This window comes from Neisseria sp. HMSC15G01 (assembly GCF_001808255.1).
GTDB classification, from domain to species: Bacteria; Pseudomonadota; Gammaproteobacteria; order Burkholderiales; family Neisseriaceae; genus Neisseria; species Neisseria subflava_A.
Genome location: NZ_KV792686.1, coordinates 77617 through 92850, shown reverse-complemented (window position 1 = coordinate 92850; position 15234 = coordinate 77617). Strand labels below are relative to the sequence as shown.

The following is a 15234-nucleotide window of genomic DNA, read 5'->3' as shown; positions in this document are numbered from 1 at the left end:
TGGAGATTCTAGAAAATGAGTCGCGAAATGTTACAGCTGGCCGAAGCGCTGGCAAGTGAAAAAAACGTTGAAACGGAAGTCGTATTCAAAGCCCTTGAATTCGCCCTCTCTACTGCCGCCAAGAAAAAAGCCGACCGCGAGCACATGGACGTGCGCGTCGAAATCGACCGCGATACCGGCGAATACCAAACCTTCCGCCGCTGGCTGATTGTTGCCGATGAAGACTACACCTACCCCGACGTAGAAAAAACCATCGAGGAAATCCAAGAAGAAATCCCCGGCACCACCATCCAAATCGGCGAATACTACGAAGAGCAGTTGCCAAACGAAGGCTTCGGCCGCCAAGCAGCGCAAACCGCCAAACAAATCATCCTGCAACGCATCCGTGATGCGGAGCGCGAGCAAAACCTGAACGAATTCCTCGCTTCTAAAGAAGACATTGTTTCCGGCACCGTAAAACGCGTCGAGCGCCACGGCATCATCGTTGAAGTCGTCGCGGGCAAACTTGACGCCCTGATTCCGCGCGAAGAAATGATTCCGCGCGAAAACTTCCGCAGCGGCGACCGAATCCGCGCCCTCTTCCTGCGTGTGGACGAAATTGGCAATACCGGCCGCAAACAAGTCATTTTGAGCCGTACCAGCGGCGACTTCTTGGCCAAACTCTACGCCAACGAAGTGCCTGAAATTGCAGACGGCCTGTTGGAAATCCGCGAAGTAGCACGCGACCCAGGCCAACGCGCCAAAGTTGCCGTTAAAGCCAACGACCAACGCATCGACCCGCAAGGTACTTGTATCGGCGTGCGCGGTTCGCGTGTCAACGCCGTGAGCAACGAATTGTCCGGCGAACGCATCGACATCGTATTGTGGTCTCCCGAGCCTGCCCAATTCGTGATGAACGCGCTGTCTCCTGCCGAAGTGAGCCGCATCGTGATTGACGAAGACAAACACGCCGTTGACGTGATTGTTGATGAAAACCAACTGGCGCTGGCCATCGGCCGCGGTGGTCAAAACGTCCGCCTGGCTTCCATCCTGACCGGCTGGCAGCTGAACATCATGACCGTTGAAGAAGCCGACGAGCGCAATGCCGCCGAAGATGCCGTTATCCGCAACCTCTTCCCTACCCACTTGAACATCGACGACGAAACCGCCGATATTTTGGTTGAAGAAGGTTTTGCCACATTGGAAGAAGTGGCTTACGTTCCGGCGGCAGAATTGCTCGCCATCGAAGGCTTTGACGAAGAAATCGTTGAAACCCTGCGCAACCGCGCACGCGACGCCATCCTGACCATGACCATCGCGGCAGAAGAAAAACTGGGCGAAGTGTCTGAAGACATGCGCAATCTGGACGGCGTAGATTCCGATATGTTGCGCAAGCTTGCCGAAGCAGGCGTGACCCAACGCGACGATCTGGCCGAATTGTCTGTTGACGAATTGGTCGAAATTACCGGTGTTGACGAAGAAGAAGCCAAAAAAGTGATTTTGGCTGCACGCGAACACTGGTTTACTGAAGAAAACAACTAAGGGGGTACTGAATGAGTAATACAACCGTAGCACAATTTGCCGCCGAACTAAACCGCCCCGTCGATGATTTGCTCAAACAATTGAAAGAAGCCGGCGTCAACAAAAACAGCGGTAATGACAGCCTGACCACTGACGACAAACAATTGCTGACCGCTTACCTGCAAAAGAAAAACGGCAGCAACAGCGGCACCATCAGCATCCGCCGCAAAAAAACCGAAGTCAGCACCGTTGACGGCGTAAAAGTGGAAACACGCCGCCGCAGCCGTGCCGTTACCATTCCTTCTTCCGAAGAATTGGCCGCGGAAGCCAAAGCCAAAGTAGCGGCTGAAAACCAAAAAGCCGAAGCAGAAAAAGCAGCCGCAAAAGCTGCCGAAGAAAAAGCCAAAGCTGAAGCAGAAGCAGCCGCAAAAGCCGAAGCCCGCGCCAAAGCAGAGGCCGAAGCAGCCAGACTGAAAGAAGCCAAAGCCGCACCAAAAGCGGAAGGCAAACCTGCCGAAGCTAAAAAAGAAGAAGCCAAACCGGTTGAAGCTGTAGAAGCCAAGACCGAAGTAAAAGTTGAAGCTAAAGCAGACAACAAGCCGTCTGAAAAATCCGTTGAAGCTGAAAAACCAGCCGAAGCCAAGAAACCTGCCAAAGCCAAACAAGACAAAGGCGGCAAAGGCAAAGAAGCGAAAAAGGCAGCTAAACCTGCCGCTCCTGCCGTACCGCAACCTGTCGTCAGCGTGGAAGAACAGGCTCAACGCGATGAAGAAGCCCGTCGTGCCGCCGCCCTGCGTGCGCATCAAGAAGCCTTGTTGAAAGAAAAACAAGAGCGTCAAGCACGCCGTGAAGCCATAAAACAACAGGCCGAGAAAGACTCAAAACCTACTAAAGAAGCCAAATCAGGCGAACGCAGTAAACCTGCCGAGAAAGCTAAAGCAGCATCCGGCGAAGGCAAATCCGAACACAACGCGCGCAGTAAAAAAGAAGACCGTCGTGAGCGTGATGAAGACACTCAAGGCCGCAATGCTAAAGGCAAAGGCGGCAAAGGTGGTCGCGACCGCAACAATACACGCACTGGCGACGACGAGCGCGTACGCGGCGGCAAAAAAGGCAAAAAACTCAAACTTGAGCCAAACCAACACGCCTTCCAAGCGCCGACCGAACCTGTCGTACACGAAGTTTTAGTGCCTGAAACCATTACCGTTGCCGACTTGGCACACAAAATGGCCGTTAAAGGCGTCGAAGTGGTTAAAGCCCTGATGAAAATGGGCATGATGGTAACCATCAACCAATCCATCGACCAAGACACTGCCCTGATTGTTGTGGAAGAACTCGGCCACATCGGCAAACCTGCCGCCGCCGACGATCCTGAAGCCTTCTTGGATGAAGGCGTTGAAGCAGTAGAAGCCGAAGCATTGCCGCGTCCTCCGGTTGTTACCGTGATGGGTCACGTTGACCACGGTAAAACTTCCCTACTGGACTACATCCGCCGCGCCAAAGTGGTACAAGGCGAAGCGGGCGGCATTACCCAACACATCGGCGCATACCACGTTGAAACCCCTCGCGGCGTGATTACCTTCTTGGATACTCCGGGTCACGAAGCGTTTACCGCCATGCGTGCGCGCGGTGCGAAAGCAACCGATATCGTGATTCTTGTTGTAGCAGCCGACGACGGCGTGATGCCGCAAACCATCGAGGCGATTGCCCATGCTAAAGCTGCGGGCGTACCAATTGTGGTTGCCGTCAACAAAATCGATAAAGAAGCCGCCAACCCAGAGCGTATCCGCCAAGAGCTGACCGCGCACGAAGTCGTGCCGGACGAATGGGGCGGCGATGTACAATTTATCGACGTTTCCGCTAAAAAAGGCCTGAACATCGATGCATTGCTCGAAGCCGTCTTGCTCGAAGCCGAAGTTTTGGAACTGACTGCCCCAGTCGATGCACCTGCCAAAGGTATCATCGTAGAGGCACGTTTGGACAAAGGCCGCGGCGCGGTTGCCACCCTCTTGGTACAAAGCGGTACGCTGAAAAAGGGCGATATGCTGCTGGCCGGTACTGCATTCGGTAAAATCCGTGCAATGGTTGACGAAAACGGCAAAGCCATCAATGAAGCCGGTCCGTCTATCCCTGTCGAAATCCTCGGCTTGTCCGACGTTCCGAACGCAGGCGAAGATGCAATGGTATTGGCCGACGAGAAAAAAGCGCGCGAAATCGCCCTCTTCCGTCAAGGCAAATACCGCGACGTGCGCTTGGCCAAACAACAGGCCGCAAAACTGGAAAACATGTTCAACAACATGGGCGAAAACCAAGCCCAATCCTTGTCCGTCATCATCAAAGCAGACGTACAAGGTTCTTACGAAGCTTTGGCGGGCAGCCTGAAAAAACTGTCCACAGACGAAGTGAAAGTGAACGTGTTGCACAGCGGCGTTGGCGGCATTACCGAATCTGATGTCAACTTGGCCATCGCTTCCGGCGCATTCATCATCGGCTTTAACGTCCGTGCAGATGCTTCCGCACGCAAACTGGCTGAAAATGAAAACGTGGAAATCCGTTACTACAACATCATTTACGATGCCATCGACGACGTGAAAGCCGCCATGAGCGGTATGCTCTCTCCGGAAGAGAAAGAGCAAGTAACCGGCACGGTCGAAATCCGTCAGGTTATCTCCGTTTCCAAAGTCGGCAACATTGCAGGCTGTATGGTTACCGACGGCGTGGTCAAACGCGATTCCCATGTCCGCCTCATCCGCAACAACGTGGTTATCCATACCGGCGAGCTGTCTTCTTTGAAACGCTACAAAGACGACGTCAAAGAAGTCCGCATGGGCTTCGAGTGCGGTCTGATGCTCAAAGGCTACAACGAGATTATGGAAGGCGACCAACTCGAATGTTTCGACATCGTCGAAGTTGCCCGTACTCTGTAATCAGACAGGCCGTCTGAAAAATCAGAAGCAGGTTTTGCAATGCGAAACCTGCTTCTTTTTTTCAGACGGCCTTTTTACAACCATTCATAGTTTGAAACTATGAAAATTGATGTGTGGTATATAAGAAACAAAACAGACATACAAGGCAAAGCCATTTAGCAAAGGAATAGACGGCAGACAAAGCCTGATAAAGCTCTCTATATATTGTCATATCTTAACGTTTCTGTTGTTTTTATCAAATTTCAGCACTAGTATATACAGCCTAAACACAATACAAATTAAGCAATACCGGCCATATGCCGGATACGTTTACTTCCTTGTTACTCTCATCAATATCTAAAGAAAATATCATGACAATCGAAAAAGCAATGCGCACCCCCAATGCGCAATTTGAATTACGACATTTAGAGCAATTACAACCTTCCGTCTTTGAACAAGTAACGATAGGAACGTCGGAAGATGACGTTTATTATGTAACCCTCAGTGACGATACAATCATTGAAAACCCAAATGGTGGCGATGATACGGTTTGCAGCAACGTCAGCTATACCCTTCCAAACCACGTTAAAAACCTTGTTTTGACCGGTACAGCCAACATTTTCGGTGCCGGCAACAACAGCAACAACATCCTCATCGGCAATGAAGGCCGCAACCGCCTCAACAGCGGGCGCGGTGACGACATCGTTTACGGCGGCGGTGGCAACGATGTCATCAATGGGGGCGAAGGCAACGACCTTCTTTTCGGCGAAACAGGCAATGACATCCTCAACGGCGAAGCAGGCAACGATGTGCTTGAAGGTGGCGAAGGCGACGATACCTACCTTTTCTCTGCCAAAAACGAGCAAGACACCATCATCGACAATCAAGGCCACAACAGCATCCGCTTTCATACCGATCTAAGCCTTAACGATTTAACCGTTGAAGTCCAAAACAACGAAACCGGTGGTAAAGACTGGCTGATTGCCGTAAAAAACAGCAACGCCGTTTTAACCATCAAAAACCAATACACTCAAAACGGTACAACACCGGCAGTCTCCCACTTCATCATTGGCACACAAAAACTGGATGTAAACAACTTTGCCAAATATTTCGATATTTCCCTGACTGAGCATACCGAAATCGGTCAGACTATCGATGGTAACGACGACAATGACTACCTGATCGGCACATCCGGCGACGATATTATCGACGGCAAAGCCAGTGCCGACATTATGGAAGGTGGTGATGGCAATGACACTTACTACGTTGATGATGTAAAAGACGTGGTGATTGAACAGGCTGGCGGTGGCGAAGATACCGTATTCAGCAGCATTTCTCATACTGCCGCTACTCACGTCGAAAATGTTACCTTGACCGGCTCGGCCAATATTTTTGCCGCCGGCAACAACAGCAATAACATCCTGACCGGTAACGAAGGCCGCAACCGCCTCAATAGCGGACGTGGTGATGATACCGTTTACGGCATGGGTGGCAACGACAACCTCAACGGCGGCGACGGCAACGATTATCTGGATGGCGGCGACGGCAACGATGTCATCAACGGTGATGCAGGCGACGACATTTTAGTGGGCGGCAACGGTAAAGACATTCTGAAAGGCGGAGCCGGAAACGATACCTATATCTACGGCGACAACGATACCATTATCGACAACCAAGGCATCAATACCCTCAAGTTTTCAGACGGCCTGAACAATACCAAGCTCAACCTAAAGACCATTCATAACGATGATGGCAGCCAAAGCTGGGAAATTACTTCCGAACAAGGTTCTGCCCTGATTCAAAACCAAATCGGTGCGGATGGCAGCATTTCCATCGACCGTTTCCAGTTCAACGACCAAACCTACACTGCCGCACAGTTCCAACAAACCTTCCAAGCGCTGAAGACCGAAACCATTAAACTCGTCGGCACAAACGACGATGATACCTTGCATGGCAATGCAGGCAACAATGAAATCGACGGCGGCAATGACGGCCATGATACCCTTTATGGCCACGATGGCGATGACATCTTGCGCGAACACAGCGAAACCTATTACGGCAACGAACCCGCTTCCGACGATAAACTCTACGGCGGCAACGGTAACGACAAACTCTATGCCCATGTAGGCGCAGACTTACTCGACGGCGGCGCAGGCAATGATTATCTGGAAGGCGGAGAACACAACGACACCTATATTTTCGGAAAAGGTTACGGACACGACACCATTTTTGACTACAACTTCGGTTTCGACAACGAGGCCGGCCTGCATACGCTCAACGCCAACGTCGTGAAATTTAGCGGCGGCATTACCCTTGACGACCTTGAAATTACCGTTGAAAAAGGTTACGACAAAACCGGGATTGCCGACCTGCCCGACAGCAACCAATTTGTATCTCCTCCCCTGCTGGATGGCGACACTTGGCATATCCGCATCAAAGGCACAGACGATGTTTTGACCATCAAAAACCAAAGCGGTATCTATGGGGCGATTTCCGAGTTTCAGTTTGACGGCAATGCCTCATACAGCACGGGCGAACTAATCAACCACTTCAAACTGTCTATTCCGCACATGATCGGCAACAAAAACATCGTCCAATACACCGGTCAACCCGTTGAAGAACTCAACCGGGATGTGTACAACAACTTCAACCACACCATCCATGCCGATAGCGACAACAGCGATTTAGATTTGTCGCGTTACACTTCTGTTGTCGAATACAGGGGCAACCGCAGCGATGAAACCATTACTTTGGGCCGAGGCATCAACATCGTCGATACGGCCGGCGGCAACGACAACATTACCGACCCGGGTGCCGACAACACCGTTATCATGTTTGGCAGAAGCAGCGGCAACGACACCTTTAATCCATATGGTGGCAGCGATACCCAAGTCCTTTTCAAAGAAGGGCTGACGCTGAAAGATTTACAGTTGAAAACCGGCGATGATTGGGTCTTAACCATCAAAGATACAGGCGAAACCCTGACCATCCATGATATTGCCAACAATAATATCGACAGCTTTGTATTTGAAAGCGGTAAGAGCTACACCGCCGACGAACTCAGCAAAGCACTGATTACTGAAAATACGCAAAACAACGGTATCCTGTAAAACCCAAAGGCCGTCTGAAACCTGAATTCAGACGGCCTCAGTCTTTTGCTGATTTATTTATCTTTCCGCTATATAATTATTCTCATTCAAGTTCACAAGAAAGAATAAAACATGGATGCCTTAAATCTCCTGACCACACGTCGTTCTTCCAAAAAACTGACGGCTCCGGCGCCCAATGCCGAGCAACTGGAACAAATGCTGCAAGCGGCAACCCAAGTACCCGATCACGGCAATATGCGCCCTTACCGCTTTACCGTTATTCAAAGCGAGGCCGGCTTAGAACGTTTCCGCGGGCTTTTGAGCAAGACCGTTACCGAACTCAACTTCGGCGATGACGCCATGAAAAAAGCCGAACGTGTCGGCAACATGGCGCCTATGATTATTGGCGTTACATTTGCGCCAAACCGTGAAGTGGCGAAACCCAAACCCGAATGGGAGCAAATGCTGACCGCCGGATGCGCCGCCTACGCATTGCAACTGGCCGCATCAGCCCAGGGCTTCGACAATGTTTGGATTACGGGCATGTGGGTCAACAGCCCATTGTTGCGCGAAGCATTTGAGTGTACCGACAAAGACAAAATCATCGGTCTGATGATGATTGGCTCGCCGACAGAAGAAGGCGGCGGCCCGAAAAATACCAACTTGGAATGTTTTACCACTTATTGGTAAAGCCTGAAAATACTCAGGCCGTCTAAAAACCTGATTTAATGGTTTTCAGACGGCCTTTTTATGTCTCTTGTCAAAATATCAAGCCGGATTCATAAACGCTTCAACTTCTTCCAAAGAAATATCCGCCGTTGCACCATGACGCGAAGCAACCAACGCGCCCAACGCACAAGCAAAAGTAATGGCTTCTTGAGGAGGCGCATTGTTCAACAATTTGTAAGTCAAACCGCCAAGAAAGCTGTCCCCCGAGCCGACAGTATCCACCACTTTGACGCGGAAACCGCAATGGCGGTACACCTCGCCGTCCTTATACAAAACCGCTCCATGGCTGCCCAAAGTCACACACAAGATTTTGACACCCGTCAGCTTAACAAGGTAGCCGATATTTTGCTCGATACTGTGATAAGGAGAGCCGTAAGCCGCAGCCAACTCATACAGCTCATCATCATTGAGTTTAACCATATCGGACTGTTTCATGGTCTCCAACAAGCGGTCAATATCGTAATGCGGCTTGCGCAGATTAACGTCAAAAATTTTGAATTTGGCTTCTTTCAGCAAAACTGCCAAGCTTTTACGCGAAACTTCATCACGGGTTGCCAAGCTGCCAAAAACGAAAGCATCGGATTCTCCCACACGTTTGATTGCCGCATCATCAACCGCAATCCTGTCCCACGCGCAAGGATAGACAATCTCATAAGACGCACTGCCAGACTTGTCCAAGTGTACTTTCACCAAACTGGTCGCACATTCGTGACAAACCTGCAAATAATCAGTATTGACGTTTTTGCTTTGAATCTGGAGTAGCAATTCTTCGCCATCGGCATCATCGCCGCGACGACTGATGATGGCAGCATCGATACCCAAAGACTGCAAACGGACAGCAACATTTAGGGGTGCACCACCCAATACCTTTCCGTTTGGAAAATCGTCCCACAGCACTTCACCGAAACTGGTTACTTTCATTCTTGGCCTTCCTTTTTTGAGGTTGATTGGCAGGGTCTGCACACCCGACAGATTTTTTGCAAATCATGTACTTGTAGTAAAACTCCAGCACCGGGGGCAAAAGTATTATGTTTTAAAATGTTAGGGCTGACAAGCAATTAAGGGAATATCAGACAATAAACTTGATTCATCACAAAATTATATTGTTCCTATTTTTTCTTTTTCTTTCACATTTGACCCCTCCTATTTCATTAAAACAAAACATTCTGAAATTTAAATACAAAAGGCCGTCTGAAAACTGATTCAATCAATTTTCAGACGGCCTTTATCGAATTATTGCAGTGTTTAGACTACAACTTCTTCTTTTTTCTTCACTTCTTTGGCAATGTTCTCACGACTCAAGCCAAACATCAGCAAGAGCGGACTGGCAACCAATACGGAAGAGTAAATACCGAATACGATACCGATGGTCAGTGCCATAGAGAAACCGTGCAAGGCTGCGCCACCGAACACCAGCATAGAAACAACCATTGCCTCGGTCGAACCGTGGGTAATGATGGTACGGCTCATGGTTGCAGTAATCGCGTTGTCGATAACTTCAGGCACAGTGTGGCCGCGCATATGCGGCTTACGGAAGTTTTCACGAATACGGTCAAACACAACCACAGATTCGTTCACGGAATAACCCAAAACCGCCAAAATACCTGCCAAGACAGTCAGAGAGAATTCCCATTGGAAGAAGGCGAAACAGCCGAGAATAATCACGATATCGTGCATATTCGCAATAATCGCGGACACTGCAAAACGCCACTCAAAACGCATGGACAAGTAAATAATAATACCTGCCACCACGAATCCCAATGCCATCAAACCATTGGTAACCAATTCTTCACCAACCTGAGGGCCGATAAATTCGACTTGGCGCAAGGTAACGTCAGGATTATCTTTTTTCAGCAAATCCATTACTTGGTTGGACAGCTGGGCTGACGTTACGCCTTCTTTGTTCGGCAGGCGAATCATGATGTGCTTGTTCGTACCCAATGCCTGAACCTGTACATCACCCATTTTCAGCGTATCGAGGCGTTCGCGTGTTTTATTAACATCCACGCCCTGCTGATATTGGACTTCCATCACCGTACCGCCGGTAAATTCGACGGAGAAATTCAGGCCTTTGGTTACCAAAAAGAACACGGCGGCGATAAACGTAACCAACGAAATAAAGGTCGTCAGTTTGCCGTAGCTCATAAACGGAATATCGCGTTTGATTTTAAATAATTCCATGTTTTACTCCTTGCCTTCTGCCATTTCAGCTTTCGGCTTCCATACCGCACCAATGGAAATATTCCGCAATTTGCGACGGCGGCCGTACCACAGGTTGACCAAAGCACGGAACACGACCACAGACGAGTACATCGAGGTCAGAATACCGATACAGTGCACAACAGCAAAACCACGTACCGGGCCGGAACCGAATACCAACAAAGCGATACCAGCAATCAGAGAGGTCAAGTTAGAGTCGACAATGGTTGCCCAAGCATGTTGGAAACCGAGGTTGATGGCCTGTTGAGGTGGTATGCCTCCGCGTAATTCTTCACGGATACGCTCGTTAATCAATACGTTAGAGTCAATCGCCATACCCAATGTCAATGCCAACGCGGCAATACCCGGCAGGGTCAGCGTTGCCTGCATGGCAGACAAAATACCTACCAAGAACAAGATATTGGTACTCAAAGCGATGGTAGAGAAGAAACCCATCAGGCGGTAGTAAACCACCATAAACGCAGCAACAGCGGCAAAGCCCCACAAAGTGGAATTGAAACCTTTTTCAATGTTTTCTTTACCCAAAGACGGACCGATGGTACGTTCTTCAACAATTTGCATAGGCGCAGCCAGCGAGCCGGCACGCAGCAACAATGAAGTATCGTTGGCTTCGGCAGTTGTCATGCTGCCGGAAATTTCTACACGACCACCGGTAATGGCGGAGCGGATGACAGGGGCGGTCACGACTTCGGATTTACCTTGGTCGATCAACACCATAGCCATACGTTTACCCACATTGGCCGAAGTCAATTCGCCAAAAATGCTGCCACCTGCGCTGTCCAAGCTCAGGCTCACGGCAGGCGCACCCATTTGGTCAAAGCTAGGTTGCGCGTCGTTGATGTTGTCGCCGGTCAATTCAACTTGTTTGTTGACCAAAATAGTTTCCGGATGATCGCCACCGCTTGACAGTAACTCATAACCAGTCGGTACATTACCGTTTAAGGCTTCTTGAAGTTTAATCGGATCGTCTTCCACCATGCGTACTTCCAAAGTCGCGGTACGACCGATAATGTCTTTGGCTTTGGCAGTATCTTGCACGCCCGGCAGCTGTACAACAATGCGGTCAAGACCGGATTGTTGGATAACCGGTTCTGCCACACCCAATTCGTTCACACGGTTGTGCAAAGTGTTGATGTTTTGTTTCACTGCATCAGAGCGTACTTTATTGATCGCCTCTTCAGACAGAGTCAGCACAATATTGTTGCCGTCCGCAAGCAAAGTGGCTTCAGGAAACATCTTTTGCAACTGAGGCAAGGCCTTTTGTACATCGGCGGCATCTTGCAGAGGCACAGTCAGACCATTTTCAGCCTGATGCACCGTACCGGTACGGATTTTTTCGCGGCGCAATTCGCGGCGGATGTCGCCGGCGTAACGTTCAAACGTTTTCTGCATCGCGGCTTTCATGTCCACCTGCATGGTGAAATGCACGCCGCCACGCAAGTCCAAACCCAAGAACATCGGATTGGCTTTAATTTTCGCCATCCACTCAGGACTGTCCGCCAAAAGGTTGAGCGCGGTAATATAGCCTTCGCCCAAAGTGTTTTCAATGACATCACGCGCTTTCAGTTGCGTTTCAGTATCTTTAAAACGCACTTTCAGCGAGTTATCGACAATGAACATACCGTCAGTCTGAATACCTGCGCTTTGCAACGCAGAAGACACTTTAGACTGGGTTTGCTCATTGATAACGATGGCTTGTCGGTTGGTTGATACCTGTACGGCAGGCGTTTCACCGAAAAGGTTGGGCAGCGAATATACAGCCGCAACCACAATCGTGAACGCAATCAGTAGGTATTTCCATAAAGGATAACGGTTCATGGTAAACCTTTGCTTTATTTATAAAGGCAAACAGCCGCACTCGGAAAATGAGGCGGCTTTTCGCAAAAAAACGGATTATTCGGCTTTCGCGGCAATCGCGTTGCGTTCCACTTCTACTTCGATTCTCGCACCTTGGCCGATGTCGACAGTGTAGAATTGCTCGCCGACTTTGGTCACACGGCCTTTGAAACCTGCAGCCAAAACGACTTTATCACCTACTTTCAAAGCAGCCAGCATAGCTTGATGTGCTTTGAATTTCTTTTGTTGAGGACGCATAATCAGGAAGTAAAACACCACCATAATCAACAGTAAAGGGGCAAATTGAGCCACAGCTTGATTCATAATATATCCGTTCTTTTGAGTTTTAAGATAAAGTAAAAAACTGCATACAGTCCAAAACGCAGTTGGTCGGACTGTAAAATTGAGCTATTCTAAAGGCCGTCTGAAAAATTTCCAAGCATTTCCGTATTTATTAACCATATTTAGCAGTCCGTGCGACTCGTTCGATACACACTTTCCATGCTTAAAAAAATCATTTGGCGCGTGCGTACCCTGCTGCGTCGACTACTCGGCAAAAACGCCCGCACCGTATGGATTTCGCATCCGATATTCCTACAGCACCAGCCGGGACCCAACCATCCCGACAGGCCCGAACGCATCAGCGCCATTCAAACCGCCTTAAAACAAGAAGGCATTTGGCGTCGCCTGCAAACCACCGAAGCACCGGAAATCAAAGATGCGCAGCTGGCATTGGTCCACTCGCGCAACTATCTGCACGAGTTGGAAGCCGCCCAGCCGCTCCCCGGTAAAATCCACCGTATCGACGACGATACCGTCATCTGCCACGACTCCCTCCAAGCCGCCCGTTTTGCGGCCGGCGCCGTCATCAAGGCAGTCGATATGGTGATGAACAAAAAAGCCTGGCATGCTTTTTGCGCCATCCGCCCGCCAGGCCACCATGCCCACAGCAACAGCGCCGGCGGATTCTGCCTCATTAACAACACCGCCGCCGGCGTGATGCACGCCATTGCCCAATACCGCTTGCAACGCATCGCCGTCATCGATTTCGACGTCCACTTCGGCGACGGTACGGCGGAGATTCTCCAAGACGATCCGCGCGTGATGTTTTTCAACCTGTTTGAAACCGACATCTTTCCCTTCCCTCAGGCGGAACAATACGCCGGCAATAAGAATATGCTGCATACGCCCCTCAAACCGGGCACAGGCAGCCGTATCTTCCGTACGACCATCCGCGAACAATGGCTTCCCAAGCTCACGGCCTTCCGCCCCGAGTTGGTGTTGCTTTCAGCCGGTTTTGACGGGCACAAACAAGACGAAACAGGCCGTCTGAACCTGCATGAAGCCGATTTTGCCTGGCTGACACACAAAATCGTCCAAGCAACAGCAAGCTGTCAAGGACGTATCGTTTCCGTGCTGGAGGGCGGATATACCTTGGAATCCATGTCTAAATCTGCCGCCGCCCACATCCGCGTATTGGCAGGCTTAAGCAAGGCCGACTACGTCATCGCCTACCAAAAGCATCTGAAGCGCGGCAAAAGTAACAATCCTACACCATAACGTATTCAAACTATTGCCCCAGGCCGTCTGAAAATAGATTATCCATTTCAGACGGCCTTTTTTTCATTTACAAACTTTAATTTGAGCAAAGACAAACCATTTTCATATTATCAGTAGTAAAATAACAAATATAAAACATATCAATAAAAATATTTCACACGCCACACTGCTTCCCTTTCCCTAATTGACCGTCTTTTTCAGACGGCCTCCACTTTAAAAAAAGGAGCGTTACAATGAAAGCAGCACGTTTTTACAACAAAGGTGACATCCGCATCGAAGACATTCCAGAGCCAACCGTAGCTCCGGGTACTGTCGGCATTAATGTTGCGTGGTGCGGTATCTGCGGTACCGATCTGCACGAATTCATGGAAGGCCCGATTTTCATTCCGCCTTGCGGCCATCCGCACCCAATCTCCGGCGAGTCAGCCCCTGTAACCATGGGGCACGAGTTCTCCGGCGTGGTTTATGCCGTAGGCGAAGGCGTGGACGACATCAAAGTCGGCCAACACGTTGTCGTTGAACCCTACATCATCCGCGACGATGTACCGACCGGCGAAGGCAGCAACTACCACCTCTCCAAAGACATGAACTTCATCGGTTTAGGTGGCTGCGGTGGCGGCTTGTCTGAAAAAATCGCCGTTAAACGCCGTTGGGTACACCCTATTTCCGACAAAATTCCATTAGACCAAGCTGCTTTGATTGAGCCTCTGTCTGTCGGCCACCATGCTTATGTACGCAGTGGCGCGAAAGAAGGCGACGTGGCATTGGTCGGCGGCGCAGGCCCAATCGGTTTGCTGTTGGCTGCCGTATTGAAAGCCAAAGGCATCAAAGTCATCATCACCGAATTGAGCAAAGCACGTAAAGACAAAGCACGCGAAGCCGGCGTGGCCGACTACATCCTCGACCCGTCCGAAGTCGATGTCGTCGAAGAAGTGAAAAAACTGACCAACGGCGAAGGCGTAGATGTCGCATTCGAATGCACCAGCGTCAACAAAGTGCTGGACACCATGGTCGAAGCATGCCGTCCGACTGCGAAAGTCGTCATCGTATCCATTTGGAGCCACCCCGCCACCATCAACGTCCATAGCGTCGTGATGAAAGAGCTGGACGTGCGCGGCACCATCGCCTACTGCAACGACCACGCAGAAACCATCAAATTGGTTGAAGAAGGCAAAATCAACCTTGAGCCTTTCATCACCCAGCGCATCAAACTGGACGAATTGATTTCCGAAGGCTTCGAGCGCTTGATCCACAACAACGAATCCGCAGTAAAAATCATTGTCAATCCTAATCTTTAATCCTAAGGCTTAAAGAATAAACAGGCCGTCTGAAACTTTTCAGACGGCCTGTCTACTTGATAAATTCCCGAATGGCCCAATTCTCTGCCGACCATT

10 protein-coding genes are annotated in these 15234 nt (G+C 49.9%); 6 read left to right on the top strand and 4 right to left on the bottom strand.

Annotated elements, in window-relative coordinates; genetic code table 11:
* The first annotated feature begins 15 nt into the window (after positions 1-15).
* The 4 genes from nusA (at position 16) to HMPREF3139_RS06855 (ending at position 8185) form a co-directional block, all read left to right on the top strand.
* Entirely contained in the window at positions 16-1521 is a 1506-nt protein-coding gene (nusA, locus tag HMPREF3139_RS06870; RefSeq protein WP_070461348.1) for a transcription termination factor NusA, read from the top strand.
* An 11-nt stretch (positions 1522-1532) separates the two neighbouring features.
* A complete protein-coding gene (gene infB / locus HMPREF3139_RS06865) occupies positions 1533-4427 on the top strand; it encodes a translation initiation factor IF-2 (protein ID WP_070461347.1) in 2895 nt (964 codons plus the stop codon).
* A gap of 350 nt (positions 4428-4777) precedes the next feature.
* On the top strand, positions 4778-7516 hold the full coding sequence (locus HMPREF3139_RS06860; protein ID WP_070461346.1) for a calcium-binding protein: 2739 nt from the start codon (positions 4778-4780) through the stop codon (positions 7514-7516).
* A 111-nt stretch (positions 7517-7627) separates the two neighbouring features.
* The gene (locus HMPREF3139_RS06855; protein ID WP_070461345.1) at positions 7628-8185 is read left to right on the top strand and encodes a nitroreductase family protein; all 558 of its coding nucleotides are present in this window, start codon (positions 7628-7630) and stop codon (positions 8183-8185) included.
* 78 nt (positions 8186-8263) lie between these two features.
* On the opposite strand, the gene HMPREF3139_RS06850 is transcribed toward HMPREF3139_RS06855, so the two are convergent.
* The 4 genes from HMPREF3139_RS06850 to yajC all read right to left on the bottom strand — a co-directional run bounded on the left by HMPREF3139_RS06850 (position 8264) and on the right by yajC (position 12604).
* A complete protein-coding gene (locus HMPREF3139_RS06850) occupies positions 8264-9145 on the bottom strand; it encodes a carbohydrate kinase family protein (protein WP_070461344.1) in 882 nt (293 codons plus the stop codon).
* A 324-nt stretch (positions 9146-9469) separates the two neighbouring features.
* A complete protein-coding gene (secF, locus tag HMPREF3139_RS06845; protein WP_003686183.1) occupies positions 9470-10405 on the bottom strand; it encodes a protein translocase subunit SecF in 936 nt (311 codons plus the stop codon).
* 3 nt (positions 10406-10408) lie between these two features.
* Positions 10409-12262, bottom strand: a complete 1854-nt coding sequence (gene secD, locus HMPREF3139_RS06840; protein WP_070461343.1) for a protein translocase subunit SecD — start codon at positions 12260-12262, stop codon at positions 10409-10411.
* A gap of 75 nt (positions 12263-12337) precedes the next feature.
* On the bottom strand, positions 12338-12604 hold the full coding sequence (yajC, locus tag HMPREF3139_RS06835) for a preprotein translocase subunit YajC (protein ID WP_003678762.1): 267 nt from the start codon (positions 12602-12604) through the stop codon (positions 12338-12340).
* Positions 12605-12781: 177 nt separating this feature from the next.
* Here yajC and HMPREF3139_RS06830 point away from each other — a divergent pair, with 177 nt between their 5' ends.
* Entirely contained in the window at positions 12782-13840 is a 1059-nt protein-coding gene (locus tag HMPREF3139_RS06830) for a histone deacetylase family protein (protein WP_070461342.1), read from the top strand.
* A 233-nt stretch (positions 13841-14073) separates the two neighbouring features.
* Entirely contained in the window at positions 14074-15138 is a 1065-nt protein-coding gene (locus HMPREF3139_RS06825) for a 2,3-butanediol dehydrogenase (protein ID WP_003745670.1), read from the top strand.
* Positions 15139-15234: the final 96 nt, after the last annotated feature.

What these genes read in the sequence shown, in the direction of transcription:
- infB (WP_070461347.1), top strand. Translation starts at nt 1,533, where the DNA reads ATGAGTAATACAACCGTAGCACAATTTGCCGCCGAACTAAACCGCCCC.
- HMPREF3139_RS06855 (WP_070461345.1), top strand. Translation starts at nt 7,628, where the DNA reads ATGGATGCCTTAAATCTCCTGACCACACGTCGTTCTTCCAAAAAACTG.
- yajC (WP_003678762.1), bottom strand. Translation starts at nt 12,604, where the DNA reads ATGAATCAAGCTGTGGCTCAATTTGCCCCTTTACTGTTGATTATGGTG.
- secF (WP_003686183.1), bottom strand. Translation starts at nt 10,405, where the DNA reads ATGGAATTATTTAAAATCAAACGCGATATTCCGTTTATGAGCTACGGC.
- nusA (WP_070461348.1), top strand. Translation starts at nt 16, where the DNA reads ATGAGTCGCGAAATGTTACAGCTGGCCGAAGCGCTGGCAAGTGAAAAA.
- HMPREF3139_RS06830 (WP_070461342.1), top strand. Translation starts at nt 12,782, where the DNA reads ATGCTTAAAAAAATCATTTGGCGCGTGCGTACCCTGCTGCGTCGACTA.
- HMPREF3139_RS06850 (WP_070461344.1), bottom strand. Translation starts at nt 9,145, where the DNA reads ATGAAAGTAACCAGTTTCGGTGAAGTGCTGTGGGACGATTTTCCAAAC.
- HMPREF3139_RS06860 (WP_070461346.1), top strand. Translation starts at nt 4,778, where the DNA reads ATGACAATCGAAAAAGCAATGCGCACCCCCAATGCGCAATTTGAATTA.
- HMPREF3139_RS06825 (WP_003745670.1), top strand. Translation starts at nt 14,074, where the DNA reads ATGAAAGCAGCACGTTTTTACAACAAAGGTGACATCCGCATCGAAGAC.
- secD (WP_070461343.1), bottom strand. Translation starts at nt 12,262, where the DNA reads ATGAACCGTTATCCTTTATGGAAATACCTACTGATTGCGTTCACGATT.